The sequence below is a fragment of the Mesobacillus subterraneus genome, assembly GCF_020524355.2.
Taxonomy (GTDB): domain Bacteria; phylum Bacillota; class Bacilli; order Bacillales; family Cytobacillaceae; genus Mesobacillus; species Mesobacillus subterraneus_C.
In genome coordinates this window covers 4219880-4246856 of sequence record NZ_CP129019.1, presented here as the reverse complement: position 1 = coordinate 4246856, position 26977 = coordinate 4219880, and the positions used below count along the sequence as shown (strand labels likewise).

Genomic DNA, 26977 nt, shown 5'->3' with positions numbered 1-26977 from the left:
GTATTTTAAACCCACGATCAGCCCCGGAAGAGCTTTATCGTGTTTGAAAATATACCAAAATGAACTTGATTTTTTTTTGACTATTTAGGAGGGAAACTCATGCGTACAACGTTTATGGCAAATGCCAACAATATCGAGCGTAAATGGTACGTAGTTGACGCTGCAGGCAAGACTCTTGGTCGCCTTTCAACTGAAGTTGCAGCTATTCTACGTGGTAAACATAAACCAACTTTCACACCACATGTTGACACTGGTGATCACGTAATCATCATCAACGCTTCTCAGATCGAACTTACTGGTAAGAAACTGACTGACAAAATCTACTACCGCCACACAATGCACCCAGGTGGATTGAAGCAAAGAACAGCTCTTGAAATGCGTACGAACTACGCTGAAAAGATGCTTGAACTTGCAATCAAAGGCATGCTTCCAAAGAACTCTCTTGGACGCCAAATGTTTAAAAAGCTTCATGTATATGCTGGTAACGAGCATCCACATCAAGCACAACAACCTGAAGTTTACGAACTTCGCGGATAATTAAGAGGAGGTAATTAACTTGGCACAGGTTCAATATATCGGTACCGGTCGTCGTAAGAGCTCCGTTGCGCGAGTTCGTTTAGTACCAGGCACTGGAAAAATTACAATCAATGATCGTGAAATCGAAGACTATATCCCATTCGCAGCTCTACGTGAAGTAGTTAAGCAGCCGCTTGTTGCTACTGAAACTGTAGGAAGCTACGATATCCACGTTAATGTAAATGGCGGTGGATACACTGGCCAGGCTGGCGCAATCCGTCACGGTATCGCTCGTGCATTGCTTCAAGCTGACCCAGAATTCCGTCCAACACTTAAGCGTGCTGGCTTACTGACTCGTGACGCTCGTATGAAAGAACGTAAGAAATACGGTCTTAAAGGCGCTCGTCGTGCACCTCAGTTCTCAAAGCGTTAATTTTTGGCGCTTCCGAAAGGCTCTCAACCATTTTGGGTTGGGGGTCTTTTTTATGCAGATTCTTGTTTTTGAAAACTGAAAAAAAAAACGCCCGGAATTTCCAAGTCGCCAATAAAAACTGATTTTCGCTAATATGTAGATGATTATCGCCAATAAAATCCGAAAATCACCAATATAGTTGTGAAAATCGCCAATAAAAACTTCCAAACTTAAAAATACAGGCGTTGATTGGTGTGTACATCGCAAATTTTATTCCATTCAAAGCGAAAGTAAAGTCGGAGCATAATTTTTAAGAGTAATTTTAATAATAAATTCCTAAATCTACTCATGACATGGATGAAAAGCAACAAATTGAACGAAACCCTAAAAAAGCGGAGGCATCATTCTATGCCCCCGACTCAGTAGTTTAATCATTATATCCCTGCATCGAATTCATGTTGCTTGCAATCATTGCGATGATGGTTGGAGCTTCTTCTTTGGTGAAAATAAAATTAGTTTCGTCTTTAATCATTTCATCATCCTCGGTCCATATCCTGTTAATGCGGCGAAGAACTCCGTCACCCGTCTCCTCAACCAGACCGAACTGATAAGTAACCTCAACTTCATCCTCTTTTAAAAATGCTGTGACCTCAGGTGTCTCCCACTCAACATTGATTTCTTCAAAAATATCGTCATCGTCTATAAACTCAGCCACATATAGCTCATCATCGATTCCTTCATCTTCATAATATAGCGTGTCATCATCTTCTGTTGCATAAACGACATTGAGGTCGTCCTCATCATCATTTATGTAATCATGAAAACCTTCGTGAACCGCGTCGACAATATCATCAATATCTGAAAGAATGACACGCGCCGGCTGCTCCAAATCTTCATCAATGGTTTCTGTATAGAATTCGTCGTTATGCGGATCAAAATATAATATATAGAAATAGTCTCTTTCGCCATCAGCGTAATCCACAAAGAACTGAATCCTTGGATGCTTCGAGCCTCTTTCAATCGCCATTTGGCCTTCTTGATCATACTTTTCACAAATAGACTCTAGATGATCCTGCAACTCTCCAACGACACGATCGAACCATTCCATAGACATAGATATCCATCCCTTCATCTGTATTCAGGTTTAGCTTGCCCTTTTGTCCACTTTAAATTAAAGGAAAATCATATTGGAGGTAGTTGCTGTACCAGCGTGATGAAAGCCTGCAATACCTAAAAATGTGAGAATGGAGTGAAAAAGGGTAAAAAGAGAGGTGTTATCAATATAATCCTCATACAAGAAGAAAAACCGCCTAAGCACATGCTTAAACCGTTCTGTTTTAGGGTGCATGTCTTTTAAATGACAATAAATGGCGTGTAAACTGACTTCAGTTTTGACACGCCATTTTTCTAATTTAATGTATTTTCGGATCCGAAATATAATGGTTCTTATTCAACAAAGCACCTGTTTATTCCACACCAAAAAGAACGGACCCTGGTGAGGTGGTCACCAGTGGCTGATAAATAAGCGGAGAAACTTCCCTTATTTAAAAAATGGCATGGAAAACAGCTTAAATAGACGGAAGATTTCCGTCTATTTTCTTGAAAAACATAAAAAATTGGCATTCGCACTTGCTTAACCGGAAAACCTCCGCTTATTTACCCCTTACCGAGCTATACATATAGTTTAACCGGATATTCTCCGCTTATTTCTAGGATTGTTTGTTACTCAATTAAGTGTAAGTCTTTCCTTGTTTTAGAAAAAATCCATCTTCCGCTAACTGCTCCGTTCGTTGAAGAAAAAAATAAAGTGAAATTCCATGTTCATCCTTATACTGGCTATACATGAATGTAATGTTGATAGAATGCACCCCTTAAATTGACTTCCGAACTGGTCATAAAATTGACAGTGTAAACAAACATTGTCAATGGCATTTAATATCATTTTGCAGGTGCTAACTTGTAATGAAATGGCTTATAAATGCTGGCACAATAGGAAAAAATGACGTGGACTATTCCCACGCCATTTACTGTGCCATTTTCGACATATGCACCTCAAAACGGAACGGTTTAGCACATGCTTTCAGGCGGTTTTTCTTTTACAAGTCAAGCATCTCCCCAGCTAAATCCGGAAAATCAATGAATGGGTTTCGATTCCCCTGTAGTTCTTGGATTGCTGCATTCCGATGCTTTTCGTATAGCGAAACAGGATATTCATGATGCCAGTTAATCAGAAGCTTAAAGTCCATCTGAGAACCGAGCTTGATAACATTCATATATCTCACAGTGAAATAAAACACCGCTCTCGCGACAATTCCTTTCCCATACTCGGGTTCGAATTTCCCTGCTTCCACCATGCCGCAGCCTGTCCTGATTCCTGAAAGAGCAAAACCGGGATCGTAAGACTGAAAATCATGATACGGAAGATTGCTCCTCATGCTATTGCATCCAGGCTCACAAGCGAACAAGTGATGGAGATCGCCTCGCATTGGCTCATCGCCATCAAACCAAGATTGTGGCACAACATGTTCTGTATTGAAAAGAACTTCGGTATACGCTGTAAATCCTCCTTCACTTAAAGTTTTGATGAGTCGCAAATCCTCTTCAATCACCTCCACCGGGTCTAAGTCCTGTCCAGAGTACAGACTCTTCAACTGAAGGTTTTCCTGCAAATCCACCCACGGATAAACATACTCATGCGGCGAATACCTTAAATGGGAGGAATGAGTCCTGACCAGCAGGGAATGAAGTTCTTCCGTTGTAAAAGCAATATCACAGTAATACGTATCGCGTAATCCACCGTCCAGGTCTGCATCATAATACGTTTTATTCTCTATGTTATAAATGTAAGCCTCACTGGCCGAAAGAATCATATCGCATCCATGACCATCGTTTTAAAGCTTTGGTCAAAGATTTCAGCTAGATGATCCAGAACAGTCAGATAAACGAGGCCATTGCCTTCAAGCTTAGGCGAATTGCCGAGCGGCACAGTCCGTTTGACCAGCTGCGCATACAATTCAGGTTCTGTCAGATCTCTCTCAAAATGGGCTATTGCATATGTTTTAATCAGTGCCAGGGCACCGGATACGTGAGGAGCTGCCATTGAAGTACCGCTCAAGGTCGCATATTTTCCATTCAAGTAGGTTGAGGTGATCCGCTCACCCGGAGCCACGAGATCAATTTCATTATTTGAGTTGGTAAAATCGGATGAACCTCTGTCAAGATTTATTGCTCCCACACTGATGACTTCGTTATAAGCACCAGGGTAGGCAAATTCATTGGTAGAATCGTCGCCATCTCCCTCATTGCCAGCGGCACATACGACAAGGATGTTCTTTTTAACCGCAGCTTGTATCGCCTCATGCAATTCAGGAACATCCGCTGGTCCACCCAGCGACATGGAGATAATGTCCACTTCCTGCTCAATGGCATAATGAATACCTTTGATAATCCAGTCATATTTGCCTGAACCAGCCTTGTTCAACACTTTTACAATCAGCAGCCCAGCCTCGGGTGCAACGCCGATAACGCCGGCCCCATTTTCCTGGGCAGCAATCGTTCCTGCCACATGTGTACCGTGGCCATTATAATCAGTATAAAGATCCGGGTTGCTGCGGTCGTCATCGGTAAAATTCCTTCCGCCAATAATTCTGTCCTTTAAATCAGGATGTGTAATTTCACAGCCAGTATCCAAAACAGCAACCTTCATTCCCATTCCTTTCGTTTCGTTCCAAAGCTTGGGTGCCTGAATCAACTCAACACCTTTTGGCACCTCTTTGATTTCGTCAGCTTCATCAATCAGGGTATAAGGAATAACGCGAACACAATGCTCCATTTCTTTCCCTCCTTAGAGATAAAATTGAAGCTAGTTCTAGTTGTAATAATAAGTCTAACAATTCTGACTATTATTGAACAGGACCGATAGTAGGGTATTTACTAGAAGCAGATATCCATACTTGGGCATTTCATCCTAATAACAAGGCGTGAATTTTATTCAGTAAACGTTTGAGAAAACTGGAAAAGGAATCGTCGGTCAAAATTGCATTACTCCCTTACGAAGGTTGAACACTACTTTGTAAGGGGTGAGATTACTTTGAACGTCGTAACGACATTTATAGATAAAAGAAAACAACAACAAGTGAAATACGAGCGGTCCATGCTCCGTGAATTATCAATCAACATCCTGCAAGCCAGGGTGAAACAATATTTTGGCTCATCAAGGCTGACCTCGAATCTCATCATGAATTCAGGAATCGAAGAAGCTTGTTATGATGTAGCGATTGAAGCCTATTTACTCGGTGCAAAGTTCAGCCGTTTTGGATATTTCGGTGAATCGATAGAGGGGGTTAAGCCCCGCTGTGAAAAAGAAGAGCGGCATTTGATAGACACCTTATATAACTTTTTCCTTTTTTGGGGGAAGGGTGAAGAAGGAGTAGGGTCAGAAGAGCTTTATTACTTGTGCGAACAGTATGTTGACAGCTGGTGGAGAGAAGGGTTCATGAAGGGTGAAAAGAAATATAAAATGAGGCTGCATTAGCAAAAGTTCTAAACCATTGACCTGTCCCATATAGTTTATTATCAGGACTAGCTGGAAGGATGGTTTAGAACATGATGAAGAAACTCAAGATAGGATTATTTGCAGCCGGCCTTGCTGTGCTGTTCCTTATATTGCAGTATGATTTTACTGAACATGACTCCTGGGAATCCTGGAACCTGCCGCTTTCAGGAAAAATCATTTATTTAGACCCAGGACATGGAGGGGTCGACCCGGGGGCAGGAGAAGAGGAACCCTTTGAAAAAGATATCGCGCTTAACGTTACCTTGAAATTACGGGATTACCTGCAACAACAGGGTGCCCTTGTTGTCATGACCCGTGAGACAGATGTCGACCTCGCGGATAAAGGACTCAAAGGCTACAGCAAGCGGAAGGTGCAGGACTTAAAAAGGCGGCTGGATTTGATAAATGATTCTGAAGCAGATTTTTTTGCAACGATACACTTGAACGCGATCCCATCCTCCAAATGGAAAGGGGCGCAAACATTCTACTCTACGAATTATAAAGAGAACAAACGAGCAGCGAAACTTATCCAGGATGAAATGCGCCGCAATCTGGAAAACACTGATCGCGATGCAAAGGCTGCGAACAGTATCTATTTATTGAAGCATACAAATAAACCTGGGGTACTGGTCGAGATAGGGTTCTTATCCAATCCGCAGGAAGCTGAAAACCTAAAAAATGAGGCTTATCAGGAAAAAGTTGCAGCCTCAATTTATGAAGGCATGCTAAGATACTTTACAGACGAACAGAAATTTTGGGAAAAATAAAGAAGGGTCCTGGATCCTTCTTTTCTTTATGGAAAAAATATCTTCGAGAAATGTGTGATAGGTTTAACACTTAGGAGTTTTATCAATATGTTATACTGTCCATGGAGATAAATTTTTACAGAGGAAGGTGTCATTATGTTAACTGAAGCTAAGGTACGCGAAAGTTTAAAAGACCTTAAGGAACCATTTTTACATAAAACACTCGAAGAGATAAATGCAATTGAAGAGATCAAGATTAAAGAAGAGAAGAACCATGTAAGCGTTAAAATTGGTATCGCAAAAACTGGTACTGCAGAACAACTGCAGCTGCAAACGGAAATTGTCAATATTTTAAAAAGCGCTGGAGCGGCATCTGTAGGATTGCGTTTCTTTGAATTGCCTGCCGAAGTTCTATCAAAATTCCAGACAGCGGCTCCTGAAGAAGAGGAAGGCTTGCTGTCTCCAAATAGCCAAACAACATTCATCGCGATTGCAAGCGGAAAAGGAGGAGTAGGTAAATCTACTGTTTCTGTTAACCTTGCTGTCTCACTAGCTCGTTTAGGGAAAAAAGTAGGACTTGTTGATGCTGACATCTACGGTTTCAGTGTTCCTGATATGATGGGCATCACAAAGCGTCCTGTCGTAAGAGGAGAAAGCATCATTCCGGTTGAAAGACACGGAGTAAAGGTCATCTCTATGGGATTCTTTGTGGAGGATAATGCACCGATCATCTGGCGCGGACCAATGCTTGGCAAAATGCTGAACAGCTTCTTCAATGAGGTCGAGTGGGGAGAACTTGATTATCTTCTGTTAGACTTGCCTCCTGGAACAGGGGATGTGGCTCTGGATGTACACACCATGCTGCCATCATGTAAAGAAATCATCGTCACCACTCCGCATCCGACAGCGGCATTCGTTGCTGCGCGTGCAGGTGCGATGGCTCTTCGTACAGATCATGAAATCCTCGGTGTCATTGAAAACATGTCTTACTTTGAAAGTAAGCTGACTGAGGAAAAAGAATATGTCTTTGGACAAGGCGGCGGTGAAAAGCTGGCTGACGAGCTTAATACTCAGCTGTTAGGCAAACTGCCATTAGGACAGCCAACATGGAATGAAGAAGACTTTGCACCATCCATTTATCAGGAAGACGATAAGATTGGCGCACTATACACAAATATTGCCCAGCAAGTTGTCCAAATGCTTGGAAAGTAATAAATAGAGCCTCTCCGATTGCAGGAGAGGCTCATTTACTTTCTATTCAGCTAAACAGTTGCCGGGGCTGATCAAAGACTAATGCAATCATTATCATTATTGACCTCCAGAGCCACCGCCTTCTTCATTGCCGCCGCCGGAACCACCGCCGCCTTCCTCAGAACCGCCTTCAGACTTTTGGGTTGGCATGTCCTCAGCGGCTTTTACGATCAATGCCTGCAGCTTCGCTTTGAATAATGGGCTCTCAAAGGTTTCTGTCATGACCTTTTGTAAATGTTCACGGTATTCTTTGCTTTTAAGGACGTTAGTTAATTCCTTTTCAAGTTCAGGATCCTTCATGACTTCAATCATCATGCCCTTGTACTCAGGATCTTTCATGAGGTCCTTCAACAGTTTTTCATTTTCCTTCTTCATGCTTTTTGCGACGCTCTCAGCGAACTTTGGATCCTCGAAGGATTTTTTCCAAAACTCCATGCCTTTTTCGGAGGTCATTGTCTTTTCGACTGTATCAATTACGACCGGCTGGTCCATTATTAACTTTTCCTTCATGCCATCGTCACCCATGACTTCCTGAATCGCTTTTTTTCCATCGTCAGTCTTCAGGATGTCGACAACCATTTTCTTTGTTTCTTCATAATCGACTTCCCCTGCTGACTGGGCTGGAGAAGCACAGCCGGCAGCTAAAAGTAAAAAGGTTGCAGGGAGTATAAATTTTATAATCTTTTTCATCTTCCATTCCCCTTTCACATAAACAGCCCTAATTTTAGGATGAGTAAAATAACAAATTGTTATACACGAATAACGACACCTAGATTTTTCAAACCCGCATTGGTACAATCATAAGGTAAGTTTAATTTTCTTTTGGGGGAAAAAATCGTGACAAGCCGTAATTGGGTACACTTATTTCTCACCACGCTGGTTGTAGGAGCAGTGACAACTGCTGTGGTTGGTTTTATTGTCCGCTGGAATGAATTCCAGCAGCTGTTAAGTGATTTCAACATTCTAGAGTTCCTTTCAATTTTAGTATGGCTAATGGGTGTGGGTCTTATATTTAGTATTCTTAGCCAAATGGGTTTCTTTGCTTATTTAACCGTCCATCGTTTTGGTCTTGGAATTTTCAAATCTTTATGGAATGCCGTACAGGTCCTGTTGATAGTCTTTGTATTGTTTGACCTCGTCTATCTGCGTTATGACGTATTTGCGGAAAGCGGCGAGAGCATCATGTCTTATATAGTCCTCGCGGCAATCGTCCTGGTCGCTGGGTTGACTGTGGCGTTCATGAAAGTTAAACAAACAAATAACGAAGCATTTATTCCAGCATTGTTCTTCATGGTGGTCGTAACAGTGATCGAATGGGTGCCGGTACTTCGAGTGAACGAGCACAGCTGGCTTTATCTCATGCTATTTCCATTGTTGGCATGTAATGCCTACCAGCTGCTGGTATTGCATAAGCTTAACCAGAAATCATTGGAAGAGCGCAAAGCTCTCGAAAAAAAGGCTAAACCAAAAGCGAATGAAAAAGCACAAAAAAAACCGTCCAACGCATAGTTGGACGGTTATTTTATTTCAGTTGATTTAGAGTCACCATTGGCGATCATTTCTGAAACTGTGACCATCTTCAGATTCTTTGACCTGATATCCTTTAACACCAGAGGCAGTGCTTCCGCTGTTTGTTTCGCTGAATCAGAAGCATGCATCAATAGGATATCACCCTTCTTTGCCTTTGAAGCATTCTTGGCAATGACCTCAGTGCCAGGATTGGTCCAATCCTTTGTATCCAAACTCCAGTGGACCACTGTAATCCCGAGCCGCTCGGCAATTTTTAAGGTGCGTTGGTCAAAATGACCTGTAGGGGCTCGCAGCAGCTCGATATTCTTCACATTAAGCTTTTTAAAAGCCTCCTGAGCTTTCAGGATATCACGCCTGATTTTATCTTCCTCTAAATCGGTATAATCCTTATACTCATATCCAAGCATGCCAATTTCATACCCATCTTTCACCATCCGGTTCACCAGGTCAGGATGTCTTTCCGCCCAGGATCCTGACAAGAAAAAGGTGACAGCTCCTGCTTTCTCTTTCTTTAAAACGTCAAGAATCGGTTCCGCTTTTTCATCGCCCCAGCCAATATTAAAGGTCAAAGCTAAATCCTTTTCGCTTTTATAAATGGCTTTAGGACCGTCTTTTGCTGAAAAAGCAGGGAGTTGTACCATGTTTTCCATGTAAAAGAACCAAGCTGTAAAAAAGGCTGCTATCACGATGACAAAAGCTGTTTTAATCGACTTAGCATTCATAACATAAAAGAAATTCATTTTTCTCACCACCTCGTCCAATGCACTCCTTGTCTCATTTTTATTCCGCAAGTCAAAAAGATATGATAATAAAAAATCAGATTATAAAAATCCAAAAAAAAGACAACACTACAATCACTATGTGAAAATGAACAGGAGTGTATGTATGCTTGGTGTTCTGATCAATGAAAAGGAACTGAAAGAGCTAGAATACTTAATTAAAAGGGAAATGGATGAAATCCTCTTCGATTTGAAGGATGATCGTATTGATCATGTAGTAAAAAGGTCGATGAAAGAGAGATATCAAATACTGTTTTCGCTCTTTAAAAGAGTAGCATCTCCAAAAGAATGTCTTAAGTATATGCCAGCGAAGAAGAGTATATATAAAGGTTAACACTCAATTAGAAAAATTTTTCGTGATTTTTATTGACGGAAATAAATTATCCTGTTATATTAATAAACGTCGCTGCTGAGCCACTCGATAACACGGGGAAATCAGCAGAAAATAATAAAAAATGTGGTTGACATCAAGTTACTCACATGTTATATTATGAAAGTCGCTTCTGAGCGGCCGGACAATAGATTGTTCTTTGAAAACTAAACAAACAAGCGTCAACAAACAATATTTATAGTGACTTCTATTATATAGTTGATCACTAGCCAACGTTTTAAATTATGAGCTAAACTCATACTCTTTCTTGGAGAGTTTGATCCTGGCTCAGGACGAACGCTGGCGGCGTGCCTAATACATGCAAGTCGAGCGGATCTTCATTAGCTTGCTTTTGAAGATCAGCGGCGGACGGGTGAGTAACACGTGGGCAACCTGCCTGTAAGACTGGGATAACTTCGGGAAACCGGAGCTAATACCGGATAATCCTTTCCCTCTCATGAGGGAAAGCTGAAAGACGGTTTCGGCTGTCACTTACAGATGGGCCCGCGGCGCATTAGCTAGTTGGTGAGGTAACGGCTCACCAAGGCAACGATGCGTAGCCGACCTGAGAGGGTGATCGGCCACACTGGGACTGAGACACGGTACCAGACTCCTAGGGAGGCAGCAGTAGGGAATCTTCCGCAATGGACGAAAGTCTGACGGAGCAACGCCGCGTGAACGATGAAGGCTTTCGGGTCGTAAAGTTCTGTTGTCAGGGAAGAACAAGTATCGGAGTAACTGCCGGTACCTTGACGGTACCTGACCAGAAAGCCACGGCTAACTACGTGCCAGCAGCCGCGGTAATACGTAGGTGGCAAGCGTTGTCCGGAATTATTGGGCGTAAAGCGCGCGCAGGCGGTTCCTTAAGTCTGATGTGAAAGCCCCCGGCTCAACCGGGGAGGGTCATTGGAAACTGGGGAACTTGAGTGCAGAAGAGGAGAGCGGAATTCCACGTGTAGCGGTGAAATGCGTAGAGATGTGGAGGAACACCAGTGGCGAAGGCGGCTCTCTGGTCTGTAACTGACGCTGAGGCGCGAAAGCGTGGGGAGCGAACAGGATTAGATACCCTGGTAGTCCACGCCGTAAACGATGAGTGCTAAGTGTTAGAGGGTTTCCGCCCTTTTAGTGCTGCAGCAAACGCATTAAGCACTCCGCCTGGGGAGTACGGTACCGCAAGGCTGAAACTCAAAGGAATTGACGGTACCGCACAAGCGGTGGAGCATGTGGTTTAATTCGAAGCAACGCGAAGAACCTTACCAGGTCTTGACATCCTCTTGATTTCCCTAGAGATAGGGCGTTCCCCTTCGGGGGACAGAGTGACAGGTGGTGCATGGTTGTCGTCAGCTCGTGTCGTGAGATGTTGGGTTAAGTCCCGCAACGAGCGCAACCCTTGATCTTAGTTGCCAGCATTCAGTTGGGCACTCTAAGGTGACTGCCGGTGACAAACCGGAGGAAGGTGGGGATGACGTCAAATCATCATGCCCCTTATGACCTGGGCTACACACGTGCTACAATGGATGGAACAAAGGGTCGCGAAGCCGCGAGGTCGAGCCAATCCCATAAATCCATTCTCAGTTCGGATTGCAGGCTGCAACTCGCCTGCATGAAGCCGGAATCTGCTAGTAATCGCGGATCAGCATGCCGCGGTGAATACGTTCCCGGGCCTTGTACACACCGCCCGTCACACCACGAGAGTTTGTAACACCCGAAGTCGGTGGGGTAACCTTTATGGAGCCAGCCGCCTAAGGTGGGACAGATGATTGGGGTGAAGTCGTAACAAGGTAGCCGTATCGGAAGGTGCGGCTGGATCACCTCCTTTCTAAGGATATTGCCGTAAAGGCAATCGGAATGCGAACCTTCTGGTTCGTACTGTGGATGTAATCCACATAGTTGACCGCTTGTTTGTTTAGTTTTGAGGGAGCAATTACCTCAAGACTTTTTTGTTCCTTGAAAACTAGATAATCGTAAGTAAGAAGAACCAAGAAAAAACCGAGTGATCGCCATTTTAGTTTTTCTCTCTATTTAATAGAGAAATGACCTTTTAGGTTAAGTTAGAAAGGGCGCACGGTGGATGCCTTGGCACTAGGAGCCGATGAAGGACGGGACTAACACCGATATGCTTCGGGGAGCTGTAAGTAAGCTTTGATCCGGAGATTTCCGAATGGGGAAACCCACTGTTCGTAATGGAACAGTATCTTTACCTGAATACATAGGGTATTGAAGGGAGACCCGGGGAACTGAAACATCTAAGTACCCGGAGGAAGAGAAAGCAAACGCGATTCCCTGAGTAGCGGCGAGCGAAACGGGACATAGCCCAAACCAAGAGGCTTGCCTCTTGGGGTTGTAGGACACTCAACATGGAGTTACAAAGGAACGGGGTAGATGAAGTGGTCTGGAAAGGCCGTCAGAGAAGGTAAAAACCCTGTAGTTGAAACTTCGTTCCCTCCTGAGTGGATCCTGAGTACGGCGGGACACGAGAAATCCCGTCGGAAGCTGGGAGGACCATCTCCCAAGGCTAAATACTCCCTAGTGACCGATAGTGAACCAGTACCGTGAGGGAAAGGTGAAAAGCACCCCGGAAGGGGAGTGAAATAGATCCTGAAACCGTGTGCCTACAAGTAGTCAGAGCCCGTTCATGGGTGATGGCGTGCCTTTTGTAGAATGAACCGGCGAGTTACGATCCCATGCAAGGTTAAGTTGAGAAGACGGAGCCGCAGCGAAAGCGAGTCTGAATAGGGCGAATTAGTATGTGGTCGTAGACCCGAAACCAGGTGATCTACCCATGTCCAGGGTGAAGGTTGGGTAACACCAACTGGAGGCTTCGAACCCACGCACGTTGAAAAGTGCGGGGATGAGGTGTGGGTAGCGGAGAAATTCCAATCGAACTTGGAGATAGCTGGTTCTCTCCGAAATAGCTTTAGGGCTAGCCTCACGTTGTAAGAGTCTTGGAGGTAGAGCACTGTTTGGACTAGGGGCCCTCATCGGGTTACCGAATTCAGACAAACTCCGAATGCCAAAGACTTATCCGTGGGAGTCAGACTGCGAGTGATAAGATCCGTAGTCAAAAGGGAAACAGCCCAGACCACCAGCTAAGGTCCCAAAGTATACGTTAAGTGGAAAAGGATGTGGAGTTGCTTAGACAACCAGGATGTTGGCTTAGAAGCAGCCACCATTTAAAGAGTGCGTAATAGCTCACTGGTCGAGTGACTCTGCGCCGAAAATGTACCGGGGCTAAACGTATCACCGAAGCTGTGGATTGACATCTTAGATGTCAGTGGTAGGAGAGCGTTCTAAGGGCGTTGAAGTCAGACCGTAAGGACTGGTGGAGCGCTTAGAAGTGAGAATGCCGGTATGAGTAGCGAAAGATGGGTGAGAATCCCATCCACCGAATGCCCAAGGTTTCCTGAGGAAGGCTCGTCCTCTCAGGGTTAGTCGGGACCTAAGCCGAGTAGAAAGGCGTAGGCGATGGACAACAGGTTGATATTCCTGTACCACCTCTTTATCGTTTGAGCAATGGGGGGACGCAGTAGGATAGGGTAAGCGCGCTGTTGGATATGCGCGTCTAAGCAGTAAGGCTGCAAGTGAGGCAAATCCCGCTTGCGTGAAGGCTGAGCTGTGACAGCGAGGGAAATATAGTACCGAAGTTCCTGATTTCACACTGCCAAGAAAAGCCTCTAGCGAGATAAAAGGTGCCCGTACCGCAAACCGACACAGGTAGGCGAGGAGAGAATCCTAAGGTGAGCGAGAGAACTCTCGTTAAGGAACTCGGCAAAATGACCCCGTAACTTCGGGAGAAGGGGTGCTCATTTGGGTGAATAGCCTAGATGAGCCGCAGTGAATATACCAGGCGACTGTTTAGCAAAAACACAGGTCTCTGCGAAGCCGCAAGGCGAAGTATAGGGGCTGACGCCTGCCCGGTGCTGGAAGGTTAAGAGGAGGGGTTAGCTCACGCGAAGCTCTGAATCGAAGCCCCAGTAAACGGCGTAACTATAACGGTCCTAAGGTAGCGAAATTCCTTGTCGGGTAAGTTCCGACCCGCACGAAAGGCGTAACGATCTGGGCACTGTCTCAACGAGAGACTCGGTGAAATTATAGTACCTGTGAAGATGCAGGTTACCCGCGACAGGACGGAAAGACCCCGTGGAGCTTTACTGTAGCCTGATATTGAATTTTGGTACAGCTTGTACAGGATAGGTAGGAGCCTGAGAAACCGGAGCGCCAGCTTCGGTGGAGGCGCTGGTGGGATACTACCCTGGCTGTATTGAAATTCTAACCCACGCCCCTGATCGGGGCGGGAGACAGTGTCAGGTGGGCAGTTTGACTGGGGCGGTCGCCTCCTAAAGAGTAACGGAGGCGCCCAAAGGTTCCCTCAGAATGGTTGGAAATCATTCGCAGAGTGTAAAGGCACAAGGGAGCTTGACTGCGAGACCTACAAGTCGAGCAGGGACGAAAGTCGGGCTTAGTGATCCGGTGGTTCCGCATGGAAGAGTATCGCTCAACGGATAAAAGCTACCCCGGGGATAACAGGCTTATCTCCCCCAAGAGTCCACATCGACGGGGAGGTTTGGCACCTCGATGTCGGCTCATCGCATCCTGGGGCTGTAGTCGGTCCCAAGGGTTGGGCTGTTCGCCCATTAAAGCGGTACGCGAGCTGGGTTCAGAACGTCGTGAGACAGTTCGGTCCCTATCCGTCGTGGGCGCAGGAAATTTGAGAGGAGCTGTCCTTAGTACGAGAGGACCGGGATGGACGCACCGCTGGTGTACCAGTTGTCTTGCCAAAGGCATCGCTGGGTAGCTATGTGCGGACGGGATAAGTGCTGAAAGCATCTAAGCATGAAGCCCCCTCAAGATGAGATTTCCCATAGCGCAAGCTAGTAAGAACCCTGAAAGATGATCAGGTTGATAGGTCAGAGGTGGAAGCGCGGTGACGTGTGGAGCTGACTGATACTAATCGTTCGAGGACTTAACCAAATTAGATGACTCGTTTTTCTTGAATTCTTCTTACACATTATCTAGTTTTGAGGGAATAAAACCTCAAACCAAATAGTCTGGTGGCGATAGCGAGAAGGTCACACCCGTTCCCATACCGAACACGGAAGTTAAGCTTCTCAGCGCCGATGGTAGTTGGGGGTTTCCCCCTGTGAGAGTAGGACGCCGCCGGGCGATGATGCTTTTTCATCTTGGATCACTTCTAAGATGAGGCAGCCGAATCTTCTGCAAGAGTTATGTAAAATTACCATTATTCCGCAGTAGCTCAGTGGTAGAGCACTCGGCTGTTAACCGAGCGGTCGTAGGTTCGAATCCTACCTGCGGAGCCATTATCTCTAAATGACAAAAGTCATTTGAGCTGGCAGCAAAATGCTTCCATAGCTCAGCAGGTAGAGCACTTCCATGGTAAGGAAGAGGTCAGCGGTTCGAGCCCGCTTGGAAGCTCTGAAAATATTATTAATGGCCCCTTGGTCAAGCGGTTAAGACACCGCCCTTTCACGGCGGTAACACGGGTTCGAATCCCGTAGGGGTCACCAAGATTTTTTCACACCAGTGATAAAAACATCAGGGAATTTAATAATGGAGGATTAGCTCAGCTGGGAGAGCATCTGCCTTACAAGCAGAGGGTCGGCGGTTCGATCCCGTCATCCTCCACCATGATTTTTTTTACCTGATGAAATTAATCTTCATTAACATGCCGGTGTAGCTCAATTGGTAGAGCAACTGACTTGTAATCAGTAGGTTGGGGGTTCAAGTCCTCTTGCCGGCACCATGCTTCTTTCTTCCTTGAATAACTTCAGCGGAAGCATGCGAAAAATCCCGAAGGGAATTTGAGCATCTAACTAGGTACAGAAGCACTTATATGTGGAGGGGTAGCGAAGTGGCTAAACGCGGCGGACTGTAAATCCGCTCCCTCCGGGTTCGGCGGTTCGAATCCGTCCCCCTCCACCATTTTAATACATATTAAAATTGGACAAGCTATTAATGTCCTTTTTATTTTTTTCATTGGGCTATAGCCAAGCGGTAAGGCATCGCACTTTGACTGCGACATGCGTTGGTTCGAATCCAGCTAGCCCAGCCATTAACGAGCCATTAGCTCAGTCGGTAGAGCAGATTGCTCGCTGCATTGAGTTTCCTCCCTGGCAATCTGCGAGAAAGACCGAAGGTCTTTTGAGCATCAGATGCGACAGGGAATATAAATGGGTGGAGGCAATCTTTGTCCCACTTTAAATTTGAGCCATTAGCTCAGTCGGTAGAGCATCTGACTTTTAATCAGAGGGTCGAAGGTTCGAGTCCTTCATGGCTCACTCATGTTAAGACCCCTAAGAATGAACTTAATCCTTTATTTTTAGGGGTTTTATCTATTATAATAAAATCATGCGGAAGTAGTTCAGTGGTAGAATACAACCTTGCCAAGGTTGGGGTCGCGGGTTCGAATCCCGTCTTCCGCTCCAATTGGGTCCTTAGCTCAGCTGGGAGAGCGCCTGCCTTGCACGCAGGAGGTCAGCGGTTCGATCCCGCTAGGCTCCACCATCACACTACATAAATACCATTTCAGCCATAAATCCAACCGGGTTTATGGCTTTTTTTATTATTTCCCTCCAAACAGTTTGGTGGATTATTGCCCTTCTATATCAGGGATATCAGTAATGGGACAGTGTTCAGACAGCGTAGCAGGAGAAAGGGCTAGAGTTGTCAAGAAGCCAGTGTAATTGTGACGGGTTTCAGCTAATGGAGCTCAAAGCTGTCAAGAAAAAGCAGTTATTGTGACAGGTCTCAGGATGCGGAGACCTAAGCTGTCAAGAAATTGCAGTTATTATGACAGGTTACAGGCTGCGGAGCTCAAAGTTGTCAAGAAAAGGCAGTTATTATGACAGGTTTCAGGCTGAGGAGCCCAAAGTTGTCAAGAAAAGGCAGTTATTATGACAGGTTTCAGGTATCGGAACTCAAAGCTGTCAAGAAAAAGCAGTTATTGTGACAGGTTTCAGGCTGCGGAGCCCTAAGCTGTCAAGAAATTGCAGTTATTATGACAGGTTTCAGGCTGAGGAGCTCAAAGTTGTCAAGAAAAGGCAGTTATTATGACAGGTTTCAGGCTGCGGAGCTCAAAGTTGTCAAGAAAAGGCAGTTATTATGACAGGTTTCAGGCTGCGGAGCTCAAAGTTGTCAAGAAAAGGCAGTTATTATGACAGGTTTCAGGCTGAGGAGCCCAAAGTTGTCAAGAAAAAGCACTTATTATGACAGGTTTCAGGTATCGGAACTCAAAGCTGTCAAGAAAAAGCAGTTATTGTGACAGGTTTCAGGCTGAGGAGCCCCAACCTGACAAGAAAGTGCAGATCGAAGGGTGGGGGCTGCCGTATTTCTTCACCAAGAATGTTCACACTCTCTAACGAGTTGGTGGTATGAATCCCTTAAATCAGTCCGTAAATTCGCTGAATTCCAAACCGTATATATATTCATGAAACTGTCCGGTTGAGTCATTTGAATGAAAGCGTTTAAAATAGAGTGTAGATAAGAGAAAGCAAGGGGGAGAAATATATGAAGAAACTTTCGATTATTGGCATGCCGATGGATTTGGGGCAGATGAGAAGGGGAGTCGACATGGGCCCAAGTGCGATCCGTTATGCTGGAATAAATGAACGATTGAGAGTGTTATTTGATGAGATAGAGGATTTGGGAGATATAGCCGTTGGAAGACCAGAGGTAAAGATTGATCCTAACAGCAATCTTCGCAATCTGGAGCTTGTAGCAGAGAAAAATGCTTTGCTTGCTGATGAGGTAGACAGGATTATTGATTCTGGATCATTCCCACTTGTATTAGGAGGAGACCACAGTATTGCGATTGGCACTTTGACTGGTGTATCTAAGCACTATAAAAATCTGGGTGTGATTTGGTATGATGCACATGGTGACCTGAATACAGCAGATACTTCACCATCTGGGAACATCCACGGAATGCCGCTTGCTGCCAGCCTTGGGTTGGGACATGAAATGTTAACTCAATTAGGTGGATTTTCACCAAAGGTAAAACCGGAAAACATAGTCATCATCGGGGCACGTTCATTGGATGAGGGGGAGAAGGACCTAATCAAGGAAATGGGCATTAAAGTGTTTACAATGCACGAGATCGATCGTCTCGGAATGGCCACGGTCATTGAGGAAACAGTCAATTACCTGAAAGATAAGACAGATGGCGTCCATCTTTCACTTGATTTGGATGGGCTGGACCCAACAGATGCTCCTGGCGTCGGTACCCCGGTAATCGGAGGGATCAGTTACCGTGAGAGCCATCTGGCAATGGAGATGCTGGCTGAGGCAAAAATCATCACTTCAGCTGAATTCGTCGAAGTAAATCCTATACTTGATGAAAAGAATAAGACAGCTGTCGCAGCAGTAGCGTTGATGGGTTCTTTATTTGGAGAGAAACTTTTGTAATGCTCCGGCAGTTTTAGAATAGGCTCATAGTAGTGATAAAAAATAGGGAGCAGCGGCCAAATGTCTGGCTGCTGCTCTCTTATTATTAATATAGAAATGAATTTTTGGATGATAAGTGATAATATTTATTTAGTAAATGGTCGAGTTTAGTACTGATGTCGACAACCCGTTGATTTGACAGCGAGGTTTTTGCAGCTAATTCAACCATCTCTTTACGGCAATTCTCAATATCCTTCAACAACGTTTCTGCACACATTAATTGTTTCCTCGCCTTCAATAAAATATAGTTCATTTATACCCCAGCCAAAACTTTTTAAACCAAACTGGTAGTAATTTGTTAATATTAACTTATCGTGTTTTTTAGACTTTTTTTGCAAAAATAAGTCAGTTAGTAGATGATTTTGTCAATTACATACATAAATAAAGTTTTTATAAAAAAAAACGAAACCTTTTACGGAATCGATTCGTATATCGATTAGCCGCATGAAGCGCGGAGGTAAAATAATGGAGACAATTGTAAAACACAGAATAAAACAGGTAATCAAGGGAGACCAGAATGCCTATGGAGAGATTGTTGAGGTATACAAGGACAAGGTGTTCCAGCTTTGCTACCGTATGCTTGGGAATCGGCATGAGGCAGAGGATATTTCACAAGAAGCTTTTATCCGTGCATATATCAATATCAACAGCTTCAATCAAAACTTGAAGTTTTCAACATGGCTTTATAGAATTGCCACAAATCTATGTATTGACCGGATTCGCAAAAAGAAACCAGATTACTTTCTGGATGCGGAAGTGCCCGGAACAGAGGGCCTAACCATGTACTCTCAGGTCCCATCTGAAACGCGTTTGCCAGAGGATGAGGTTGAAAGTATCGAATTGCAGGATGCGATTCAAAAAGAAATTTCAAAACTACCCGATAAATACAGGTCGGTCATCGTATTAAAGTATATTGAAGAACTCAGCCTGAATGAGATCAGTGAAATACTGGATTTGCCTCTTGGCACAGTGAAGACGAGAATCCATCGAGGAAGAGAAGCCTTAAGGCAACAGTTGCGACACGTATAAGGTGAGGTGAAAGAATATGAAATGCTCGGAACAAATTATTGATTATATGCATGAATATCTAGATGAAGAAATCTCTGAAGAACATGAAAAGATTTTAAGAGAACACCTGCAAAGCTGTTCAGATTGCCAGGAATATTTCAGGGAGCTGAATAAAGCCATCGCTCTTGTTCAGAGCACCTCTCACATCCAGGCACCAGATGATTTTACTTCAAAGGTAATGTCTGGCCTGCCGAGAGAAAAGAAAAACGGAAATCCAGCGTTGGTTCAGGAGTCATCCGGTTTTAACAGCTGCCTCGCTTTTCCTGGCGCTGATGACAGGGAGCATCTTTTCGACCTGGAATCAAGAACACCAGTTTTCTGTATCGAAACAGCCTAATCTGATTGTCGAAAATGATACAGTTATTGTCCCTGAAGGAGAAGTTGTCAAGGGAGATGTCGTTGTCAGAAATGGCAAGGTCAAAATCGAGGGTGAGGTCCAGGGGAATGTCACAGTGATTAACGGTGAGTTGATCAATGGTGAGAAATATCTAGCTTCAGCTGGTAACGTCACTGGTGAAATAAATGAAGTCAATGAGATATTCGAGTGGATTTGGTACCATATAAAGAAGACGGCTAAAAGCACGGCAGACCTTTTTGAAAATGAGGAAAAGGAACAGTCATTCCAGTAGGAATGGCTGTTTTTTAAGAGTCTCTTTTAAAAAGGGTGAATGAGGGTAAATAGACAAGGTTTCTACAAATGACATCATTATTAATTTAAACAGTGCTTGTGTTATAATAAGAAAGTTATCTTGGTTTATAGGCTGAAGTGCATTGGTCATCTTCCGCTTTTTTTACGTCTGGCTTTTTTCGTCATTTTAACGAAAAAAGCTCTACTACAAGGCTGATTGAACTTTCAGGAAGGTTAGCGGCTTTTCTGAAAGAGTCTTACTAAACAACTGGAGGAAGTGCAATGTCGTTTGCGGATTTCGATTTTTTGGAATATCTAGCTTATATTGTTGACATTCTCCTGGTTTGGTTCGTCATTTATAAGCTGATTGCGATAATTCGAGGGACAAAGGCTGTCCAGCTTTTAAAAGGAATCTTTGTCATCCTGATCGTAAAGTTTGTCAGTGATTACTTCGGATTGAATACTCTTAGCTGGATGATGGAACAAGTACTGACCTGGGGATTCTTGGTCATTATCATCATCTTCCAGCCCGAATTGCGGCGGGCACTCGAACAGCTCGGCAGAGGACGGCTATTTGCCAGATCAGGGCTGCAGGAAGAGGAAGATGAAGAGAAGATGGTGGAGGCCATTATCAAGGCAACCGATTATATGGCTAAGCGCCGAATCGGAGCATTGATCTCAATTGAAAGAGAAACAGGAATGAGTGATTACATAGAAACAGGAATACAGCTTCAATCCAGAATCTCTTCTGAACTGTTGATTAATCTTTTTATACCGAATACACCGCTTCATGATGGAGCTGTAGTCATACAGAAAAACATCGTAGCAGCGGCTGCCTGTTATTTGCCGCTGTCGGAAAGTCCGTTCATTTCGAAGGAGCTGGGTACACGGCACAGGGCTGCACTGGGAATCAGTGAAGTCACAGACAGTATCACGATCGTTGTTTCTGAGGAGACAGGGAATGTTATCAGTTACCCGGAATGGCGAACTTTACCGTGATTTGAGCGGGGAAACGCTAAGGGAACTGCTCACAGCCGAGCTGATTTCTCCATCAAGAATCAAGCAGGCCGCTTCTACCCGCTGGAATTGGAGGGGGAAGAAAAATGGATAAATGGATGGATAATCCCTGGTTCATAAAAGTAGTTGCCCTGGTTCTTGCCGTCCTGCTCTTTGGGTCTGTACCTAAAAACGATCCAGATAAGCCTAGTGATGTGAATGTGCCTTCAGATGAAAAGGTGGAGACGATTGAAGAAGTGCCAGTAAAAAGGATTTATGATACAGACACCCTGGTAGTATCTGGTGTTCCTGAAACTGTTTCAATCACGCTGCAGGGACCGAAAAACCTTGTTCAGCAGGCGAAAACTCTAAGGAATTTCGAAGTGTTCGTAGATTTGACAGATGCGGAACTCGGAAATCAGCGAGTCCCAATTACGATTAAAGATGTCTCGGATCGCCTGACCGTTACTATTGAACCTGGTTATGCGAATGTTTCCATCCAGGAGAAGGTAACGAAAGAATTCAAGGTGGAGGCTGAGTTCAGCGGTAATATAGTTGAGGAAGGCTATCTAGCTGAGAAGCCAGCGGTCAAGCCTAATAAAGTCAAAATTACAGGGGCTAAAGATGTAGTTGATAAAATCACCTTTGTCAAAGCTACTGTCAATTCATCAGGAAAGATATCAGAAACAATCACAAGAGAAGCAAGCGTGCTTGCTCTGGATAAAGATATGAACAAGCTTAATGTCATCGTGGACCCTCAAGTTGTCGAGGTAACCATTCCGATTAAAAGCTCAAGTAAGATGGTACCTATTAATATTGTACGGAAAGGGACTCCTCCAAGTGGAGTCACAATCGATTCAATAACGTTGGAAACGAAGGAAGCGGAGATTATTGCTGACCCAAGCGTTCTCGAGAAATTTGATAATGTCAGGGTAGAAGTGGATGTTAGTAAGGTTGACGAGGATACGGAGATCACTCTCCCAGTAATCATTGGTGAAGGAATTGTCAAGATATCACCTGAAACGGTAAAAGTGGCCTTGAAAGTTACAAAGGCTTCCGAAAAAAGGATCTCCAATGTCCCTATAGATATCGGTGGGATAGATGAGGGGTATGAAGTCGATTTCCTTGATCCTGAAAACGGTCAGACGATTCTAACCATTTCTGGGCCAGTGAAATTGTTTCATCCCTGTCATCTGATGATTTTAAGATTCTGATCGATGTGTCGGAACTGGGTGAAGGAAATCATGAAGTCGACATGAAGGTGACAGCACCTCAAAACATAACGTGGAAATTGGCTAAAGAAAAAGCCAGTATATCGGTTGCGAAAAAAGATGCGTAATTGACTGCAATTTTTCATACAAGGAGAGATTTTAAGAATGGGTAAATATTTCGGTACAGATGGAGTACGTGGTGTTGCGAACAGCGAATTAACACCAGAATTAGCCTTTAAGCTTGGCCGCTTTGGAGGCTATGTCCTTACAAAGGAACATGATCGCCCTAAAGTTTTAATTGGAAGGGACACTCGTATTTCTGGACATATGCTTGAAGGAGCACTAGTTGCCGGTCTATTATCGATTGGAGCGGAAGTCATGAGGCTCGGCGTCATCTCCACTCCAGGGGTATCGTATTTGACAAAGGCCCTTGGCGCGCAGGCTGGAGTCATGATTTCTGCCTCTCACAATCCAGTTGCGGATAATGGCATCAAATTCTTTGGCCCGGACGGATATAAGCTATCTGATGATCAAGAGAATGAAATCGAGCAATTGATGGATTTGGAAGTGGATCAGCTTCCTCGTCCTGTAGGAGCTAATCTTGGCCAGGTGAATGATTACTTTGAAGGCGGACAAAAGTACCTTCAGTATCTAAAGCAATCTATAGATGAAGAGTTCACGGGGCTGCATATCGCGCTTGACTGTGCACATGGAGCAACCTCCTCATTGGCAACGCACTTGTTCGCTGACCTTGATGCGGATACTTCCACAATGGGCGCATCGCCTAACGGGTTGAATATCAATGATGGTGTTGGATCAACTCATCCTGAAGCACTTGCAGCATTCGTTAAAGAAAAGGGTGCAGATCTTGGGCTTGCGTTTGATGGAGATGGCGACCGCCTGATTGCGATTGATGAAAAGGGGAACATCGTTGATGGCGACCAAATCATGTACATTTGCGGCAAGTTCTTGAAGGAAAGAGGCCAGCTGAAGCAGGGTACAGTTGTTTCTACCGTAATGAGCAACCTTGGTTTTTACAAAGGCCTGGAAGAGCACGGGGTCCAAAGTGTTCAGACTGCGGTTGGCGACCGCTATGTAGTTGAAGAAATGAAGAAGAATGGTTACAACCTTGGCGGAGAGCAGTCAGGGCATATCATCTTCCTTGATTACAACACAACAGGTGACGGCTTGCTAACAGGTCTTCAGCTAGCCAATATCATGAACGCTACGAACAAGCCGCTTTCTGAACTGGCTGGAGAAATGAAGAAATACCCTCAGGTCCTCGTGAATATCCGGGTGACTGATAAGCATCATGTAACAGATAATGAAAAGGTAAAAGCTGTGATTGAACAGGTTGAGGCGGAAATGAACGGCAATGGCCGCATCCTTGTTCGTCCATCGGGCACGGAGCCATTGGTACGTGTCATGGCAGAAGCAGCAACGGCAGAGCTTTGTGAAGAATATGTAAGAAGAATTGCTGTGGTAGTTGAAGAAGAAATGGGATTAAAAGAATAGCAATCAGTCATATGCATAAGGGCTTCGGAACATACAAGAGCCCTTATGCATATTTATTTATAGAGAAAGTTTATTGTTCTTCACATAGAGAAGTGTAAAGCTCCAGCGCCCGCCCTCTGAGGCACACGATGTGCTAGACCCGCCAGCCACAGGGCGTGGCGTTATCGGCGGGAAGCGTTTGTCAGGACTGACCAAGGAGGTGCGTTTTTCTTGTGAAGGGAAGTTTTAGCCAGAATATAAAGGGTAATTGTACGGGAAGGCTGTTTTCCTTTGTTTTCTATTGACGAATGCATGTGTATCATGTATGATTATCCTGTTTTTGTAAATGAGGCTGTTAATGTAGTAAGCCTTAAAAAACGATGTTATCGAAAGGTGGGCAGAGGTAGATCAATGGAAAATTAAAGCGCCAGGACTAATTCTTGACCGTAAGTGTGGATTAGTTGACGAGGTGGAGGTTTATCGAAGTTTCGGCGGATGCCTCCCGGCTGAATGCACAGCCGCGAATTCCATCTTTAAAACATTAAGGCAACTTAATGCACAAAGAGATGGGGATGCTAAAACTAACGAGGGATTGGATATTTAAAGTCTGACCTCAGGACCAATTATATGAGATAAGGGGGCAAGCTGCCCCTATATAAGAGGCTTCTTGCCCCCTGTCGTACAGGAGGAAAAGAAGTTATGTGTGGAATCGTTGGATATATCGGAAATAACGACTCGAAAGAGATTTTATTAAAAGGTCTGGAAAAGCTTGAGTATAGAGGGTATGACTCTGCGGGGATCGCGGTCATGAACGAAAAGGGAGTTCACGTTTTCAAGGAAAAAGGACGCATTGCGGATCTTCGCAATGCAGTGGACAACGGTGTCATGGCGAATGCTGGTATTAGCCATACTCGCTGGGCGACTCACGGTCCTCCAAGTAAGGTGAACGCTCACCCTCACCAGAGCTCAACAGGCAGACTGACTCTTGTCCACAATGGTGTAATCGAAAACTACGATCTATTGAAGCGCCAGTACTTGCAGTATGTTGAATTGAAAAGTGAAACAGATACTGAAATTATCGTCCAGTTAATCGAACTGTTCGTAAAAGAAGGTCTGAGCTTAGAAGAAGCGTTCCGTAAGACGCTGACACTTTTACATGGTTCATACGCACTTGCCCTTATAGATGAGCAAAATGAAGACACAATTTTTGTGGCGAAAAACAAGAGTCCTCTTCTTGTCGGCCTTGGCGATGGCTTCAATGTTGTTGCCAGTGACGCAATGGCAATGATCCAGGTAACAAACCAATATGTTGAACTGATGGACAAGGAAATGGTCATTGTCACGAAAGATGAAGTGACAATCAAGAACCTTGAAGGAGAAGTAGTTTCACGCGCTCCTTACACTGCAGAGCTTGATGCAAGCGACATTGAAAAGGGAACATACCCGCACTATATGCTCAAGGAAATCGACGAGCAGCCGCTTGTGATGCGTAAAATCATCCAGAACTATCAGGATGGCGAAGGCGCACTTGAAATCGACTCTGACATCGTTAAGGCGATGAAAGATGCAGACCGCATTTACATCATTGCTGCGGGTACTTCCTATCATGCAGGACTTGTCGGCAAGCAGTTCATCGAAAAATTGGCGAAGATTCCTGTTGAAGTCCATATCTCAAGTGAGTTCGGCTACAACATGCCGCTACTATCTGAAAAGCCATTGTTCATCTTCATTTCCCAGAGCGGAGAAACTGCGGACAGTCGCCAGGTTCTTGTTCAGGTGAAGGAAATGGGCTATAAAGCATTGACGATTACGAATGTACCTGGTTCAACGCTTTCCCGTGAAGCAGATTACACACTTCTTCTTCATGCTGGGCCGGAAATTGCGGTTGCTTCAACAAAAGCATATACTGCACAGCTTGCGGTCCTGGCAATTTTAGCGGAAGTAACAGCTCGCGGAATCAGCCACGAAGTAGACTTTGATCTTGTACAGGAACTGGGAATCGTGGCGACAGCTATGGAAGCTCTTTGTGATGACAAAGAGGAATTCGAAAGCATCGCGCGTGAATACCTGACTGTGACAAGAAACGCATTCTTCATCGGACGCGGAATCGACTTCTACGTAGGACTTGAAGGCGCGTTGAAGCTTAAAGAAATTTCGTACATCCAGGCTGAAGGCTTTGCCGGCGGAGAACTGAAGCATGGAACAATTGCTTTGATCGAAGAAGGCACACCAGTAATCGCTCTTGCAACACAAGGATTTGTAAACCTGAGCATCCGTGGAAACGTTAAAGAAGTCGCTGCCCGCGGAGCAAACCCGTGCATCATTTCCATGAGTGGACTGGAAACAGACGAAGACCGCTTCGTCATCCCAGAAGTGCACAGCCTATTAACACCTCTTATCTCAGTAATCCCGCTGCAGTTGATCTCATACTACGCAGCGCTGCACCGCGACTGTGACGTTGATAAGCCACGTAACCTGGCTAAATCTGTTACGGTTGAATAAATAGGTATTGGAACCCAGTCAGCATTTGATGCTGGCTGGGTTTTTGTTTTGTATTGAGCACGAAAGTACGAATCTCGAAAAAATCCGCATCCATAGAGGGGATGGAGACACGAAAAGGAGTCCTCGGTGAATAAAACGTCATCCATAGAGTCGTAGACCCAAAAAGAAGCGAATCCCGAAAAAAAGCGCCATCCATTGGGTCGATGGAGACACGAAAAGGAGCAAATCCCAACAAAAGGGCCATCCACACAGGCGATTGAGACCCAAAAAGAATCGAATCCAAAAAAAGCGCCATCCAACCTAAAGGTGGATGACGGGACAAATAAACTTCTTAGTGAAAAAATTAAAATCTGAGACAATTAGCCTTATTTACTTAAAGTAGGACCATTGTGCATGGCCAGTTAACTCGAGGTTTTTATTCAGTACCCTCCTAATTGTCCGTTTAGGTATATGCTCATT

18 protein-coding genes, 10 tRNA genes, 3 rRNA genes and 2 pseudogenes are annotated in these 26977 nt (G+C 44.6%); 27 read left to right on the top strand and 6 right to left on the bottom strand.

Annotated features, from left to right (window positions below):
* Nucleotides 1-99: 99 nt before the first annotated feature.
* Together rplM and rpsI are read left to right on the top strand one after the other, a co-directional pair.
* A complete protein-coding gene (gene rplM / locus LC048_RS22130) occupies nt 100-537 on the top strand; it encodes a 50S ribosomal protein L13 (protein WP_167834111.1) in 438 nt (145 codons plus the stop codon).
* Nucleotides 538-556: 19 nt separating this feature from the next.
* Nucleotides 557-949, top strand: coding sequence for a 30S ribosomal protein S9 (rpsI, locus tag LC048_RS22125; protein ID WP_023626399.1), 393 nt, complete (start codon nt 557-559; stop codon nt 947-949).
* Nucleotides 950-1355: 406 nt separating this feature from the next.
* On the opposite strand, the gene LC048_RS22120 is transcribed toward rpsI, so the two are convergent.
* The 3 genes from LC048_RS22120 to LC048_RS22110 form a co-directional block, all read right to left on the bottom strand.
* Nucleotides 1356-2042, bottom strand: a complete 687-nt coding sequence (locus LC048_RS22120; protein ID WP_226606603.1) for a hypothetical protein — start codon at nt 2040-2042, stop codon at nt 1356-1358.
* A gap of 982 nt (nt 2043-3024) precedes the next feature.
* On the bottom strand, nt 3025-3798 hold the full coding sequence (locus LC048_RS22115) for an endonuclease I family protein (protein ID WP_226606601.1): 774 nt from the start codon (nt 3796-3798) through the stop codon (nt 3025-3027).
* On the bottom strand, nt 3795-4760 hold the full coding sequence (locus LC048_RS22110) for a S8 family peptidase (protein ID WP_226606599.1): 966 nt from the start codon (nt 4758-4760) through the stop codon (nt 3795-3797). Before LC048_RS22110 ends, LC048_RS22115 begins: the two co-directional genes overlap by 4 nt.
* Nucleotides 4761-5018: 258 nt before the next feature.
* On the opposite strand from LC048_RS22110, the gene LC048_RS22105 reads away from it, so the two are divergent.
* The 3 genes from LC048_RS22105 to LC048_RS22095 all read left to right on the top strand — a co-directional run bounded on the left by LC048_RS22105 (nt 5019) and on the right by LC048_RS22095 (nt 7441).
* Nucleotides 5019-5462: a YbaK family protein gene (locus LC048_RS22105; RefSeq protein ID WP_226606596.1), complete on the top strand. Its 444-nt coding sequence runs from the start codon at nt 5019-5021 to the stop codon at nt 5460-5462.
* 71 nt (nt 5463-5533) lie between these two features.
* A complete protein-coding gene (gene cwlD, locus LC048_RS22100; protein WP_226606593.1) occupies nt 5534-6250 on the top strand; it encodes an N-acetylmuramoyl-L-alanine amidase CwlD in 717 nt (238 codons plus the stop codon).
* 135 nt (nt 6251-6385) lie between these two features.
* Nucleotides 6386-7441: a P-loop NTPase gene (locus LC048_RS22095; RefSeq protein WP_226606591.1), complete on the top strand. Its 1056-nt coding sequence runs from the start codon at nt 6386-6388 to the stop codon at nt 7439-7441.
* Nucleotides 7442-7537: 96 nt separating this feature from the next.
* Here the strand turns inward: LC048_RS22095 and gerD are convergent, their stop codons facing one another.
* A complete protein-coding gene (gene gerD / locus LC048_RS22090; protein ID WP_226606588.1) occupies nt 7538-8170 on the bottom strand; it encodes a spore germination lipoprotein GerD in 633 nt (210 codons plus the stop codon).
* A gap of 147 nt (nt 8171-8317) precedes the next feature.
* On the opposite strand from gerD, the gene LC048_RS22085 reads away from it, so the two are divergent.
* Nucleotides 8318-8989, top strand: a complete 672-nt coding sequence (locus tag LC048_RS22085) for a KinB-signaling pathway activation protein (protein ID WP_226606586.1) — start codon at nt 8318-8320, stop codon at nt 8987-8989.
* 8 nt (nt 8990-8997) lie between these two features.
* Here the strand turns inward: LC048_RS22085 and pdaB are convergent, their stop codons facing one another.
* Entirely contained in the window at nt 8998-9750 is a 753-nt protein-coding gene (gene pdaB, locus LC048_RS22080; RefSeq protein WP_226606583.1) for a polysaccharide deacetylase family sporulation protein PdaB, read from the bottom strand.
* Between the two features lie 145 nt (nt 9751-9895).
* Here pdaB and LC048_RS22075 point away from each other — a divergent pair, with 145 nt between their 5' ends.
* From LC048_RS22075 to rocF, 15 genes are all read left to right on the top strand, one after another.
* Nucleotides 9896-10123: a hypothetical protein gene (locus LC048_RS22075; protein ID WP_226606580.1), complete on the top strand. Its 228-nt coding sequence runs from the start codon at nt 9896-9898 to the stop codon at nt 10121-10123.
* A gap of 301 nt (nt 10124-10424) precedes the next feature.
* Nucleotides 10425-11978, top strand: a 16S ribosomal RNA gene (locus LC048_RS22070).
* 225 nt (nt 11979-12203) lie between these two features.
* Nucleotides 12204-15130: ribosomal RNA gene (locus LC048_RS22065) — 23S ribosomal RNA — on the top strand.
* 76 nt (nt 15131-15206) lie between these two features.
* Nucleotides 15207-15322, top strand: a 5S ribosomal RNA gene (gene rrf / locus LC048_RS22060).
* The 16S, 23S and 5S rRNA genes sit together here with 10 tRNA genes alongside, the layout of an rRNA operon.
* An 80-nt stretch (nt 15323-15402) precedes the next feature.
* Nucleotides 15403-15477: transfer RNA gene (locus LC048_RS22055), tRNA-Asn, on the top strand.
* A gap of 42 nt (nt 15478-15519) precedes the next feature.
* Nucleotides 15520-15592: transfer RNA gene (locus tag LC048_RS22050), tRNA-Thr, on the top strand.
* Nucleotides 15593-15609: 17 nt separating this feature from the next.
* A tRNA-Glu gene (locus LC048_RS22045) sits at nt 15610-15684 on the top strand.
* A gap of 45 nt (nt 15685-15729) precedes the next feature.
* Nucleotides 15730-15805, top strand: a tRNA-Val gene (locus LC048_RS22040).
* Nucleotides 15806-15844: 39 nt separating this feature from the next.
* A tRNA-Thr gene (locus LC048_RS22035) sits at nt 15845-15920 on the top strand.
* 94 nt (nt 15921-16014) lie between these two features.
* Nucleotides 16015-16099, top strand: a tRNA-Tyr gene (locus tag LC048_RS22030).
* 55 nt (nt 16100-16154) lie between these two features.
* Nucleotides 16155-16229: transfer RNA gene (locus LC048_RS22025), tRNA-Gln, on the top strand.
* A gap of 153 nt (nt 16230-16382) precedes the next feature.
* Nucleotides 16383-16455: transfer RNA gene (locus LC048_RS22020), tRNA-Lys, on the top strand.
* 72 nt (nt 16456-16527) lie between these two features.
* Nucleotides 16528-16602: transfer RNA gene (locus LC048_RS22015), tRNA-Gly, on the top strand.
* A gap of 3 nt (nt 16603-16605) precedes the next feature.
* A tRNA-Ala gene (locus LC048_RS22010) sits at nt 16606-16681 on the top strand.
* Nucleotides 16682-17683: 1002 nt separating this feature from the next.
* On the top strand, nt 17684-18580 hold the full coding sequence (gene rocF, locus LC048_RS22005; RefSeq protein ID WP_226607206.1) for an arginase: 897 nt from the start codon (nt 17684-17686) through the stop codon (nt 18578-18580).
* An 85-nt stretch (nt 18581-18665) separates the two neighbouring features.
* Here the strand turns inward: rocF and LC048_RS22000 are convergent, their stop codons facing one another.
* The gene (locus LC048_RS22000; protein WP_371931949.1) at nt 18666-18872 is read right to left on the bottom strand and encodes a Spo0E family sporulation regulatory protein-aspartic acid phosphatase; all 207 of its coding nucleotides are present in this window, start codon (nt 18870-18872) and stop codon (nt 18666-18668) included.
* Between the two features lie 212 nt (nt 18873-19084).
* On the opposite strand from LC048_RS22000, the gene sigW reads away from it, so the two are divergent.
* The 6 genes and pseudogenes from sigW to glmS all read left to right on the top strand — a co-directional run bounded on the left by sigW (nt 19085) and on the right by glmS (nt 26518).
* Nucleotides 19085-19648, top strand: coding sequence for an RNA polymerase sigma factor SigW (gene sigW / locus LC048_RS21995; RefSeq protein WP_226607204.1), 564 nt, complete (start codon nt 19085-19087; stop codon nt 19646-19648).
* Nucleotides 19649-19664: 16 nt separating this feature from the next.
* Nucleotides 19665-20316 (top strand): annotated as a pseudogene (locus LC048_RS21990) (zf-HC2 domain-containing protein).
* Between the two features lie 281 nt (nt 20317-20597).
* A pseudogene (gene cdaA, locus LC048_RS21985) lies at nt 20598-21426 on the top strand (diadenylate cyclase CdaA).
* Nucleotides 21419-22525 carry a CdaR family protein gene (locus LC048_RS21980; protein ID WP_306048805.1) on the top strand — a complete coding sequence of 369 codons (1107 nt, stop codon included), beginning with the start codon at nt 21419-21421 and terminating at the stop codon, nt 22523-22525. The pseudogene cdaA and the gene LC048_RS21980 overlap by 8 nt, the downstream one beginning before the upstream one ends.
* Before the next feature lie 162 nt (nt 22526-22687).
* Nucleotides 22688-24037, top strand: a complete 1350-nt coding sequence (gene glmM / locus LC048_RS21975) for a phosphoglucosamine mutase (RefSeq protein ID WP_226607193.1) — start codon at nt 22688-22690, stop codon at nt 24035-24037.
* Between the two features lie 678 nt (nt 24038-24715).
* On the top strand, nt 24716-26518 hold the full coding sequence (gene glmS / locus LC048_RS21970; protein WP_306048803.1) for a glutamine--fructose-6-phosphate transaminase (isomerizing): 1803 nt from the start codon (nt 24716-24718) through the stop codon (nt 26516-26518).
* Nucleotides 26519-26977: the final 459 nt, after the last annotated feature.

Bases quoted from the DNA above. Each gene is read 5' to 3' on its own strand.
- glmS (WP_306048803.1), top strand. From the start codon at position 24,716: ATGTGTGGAATCGTTGGATATATCGGAAATAACGACTCGAAAGAGATT.
- LC048_RS22075 (WP_226606580.1), top strand. From the start codon at position 9,896: ATGCTTGGTGTTCTGATCAATGAAAAGGAACTGAAAGAGCTAGAATAC.
- pdaB (WP_226606583.1), bottom strand. From the start codon at position 9,750: ATGAATTTCTTTTATGTTATGAATGCTAAGTCGATTAAAACAGCTTTT.
- LC048_RS22115 (WP_226606601.1), bottom strand. From the start codon at position 3,798: ATGATTCTTTCGGCCAGTGAGGCTTACATTTATAACATAGAGAATAAA.
- sigW (WP_226607204.1), top strand. From the start codon at position 19,085: ATGGAGACAATTGTAAAACACAGAATAAAACAGGTAATCAAGGGAGAC.
- LC048_RS22000 (WP_371931949.1), bottom strand. From the start codon at position 18,872: ATGAACTATATTTTATTGAAGGCGAGGAAACAATTAATGTGTGCAGAA.
- gerD (WP_226606588.1), bottom strand. From the start codon at position 8,170: ATGAAAAAGATTATAAAATTTATACTCCCTGCAACCTTTTTACTTTTA.
- glmM (WP_226607193.1), top strand. From the start codon at position 22,688: ATGGGTAAATATTTCGGTACAGATGGAGTACGTGGTGTTGCGAACAGC.
- rocF (WP_226607206.1), top strand. From the start codon at position 17,684: ATGAAGAAACTTTCGATTATTGGCATGCCGATGGATTTGGGGCAGATG.
- rplM (WP_167834111.1), top strand. From the start codon at position 100: ATGCGTACAACGTTTATGGCAAATGCCAACAATATCGAGCGTAAATGG.
- LC048_RS22095 (WP_226606591.1), top strand. From the start codon at position 6,386: ATGTTAACTGAAGCTAAGGTACGCGAAAGTTTAAAAGACCTTAAGGAA.
- cwlD (WP_226606593.1), top strand. From the start codon at position 5,534: ATGATGAAGAAACTCAAGATAGGATTATTTGCAGCCGGCCTTGCTGTG.
- LC048_RS21980 (WP_306048805.1), top strand. From the start codon at position 21,419: ATGGATAAATGGATGGATAATCCCTGGTTCATAAAAGTAGTTGCCCTG.
- LC048_RS22120 (WP_226606603.1), bottom strand. From the start codon at position 2,042: ATGTCTATGGAATGGTTCGATCGTGTCGTTGGAGAGTTGCAGGATCAT.
- LC048_RS22110 (WP_226606599.1), bottom strand. From the start codon at position 4,760: ATGGAGCATTGTGTTCGCGTTATTCCTTATACCCTGATTGATGAAGCT.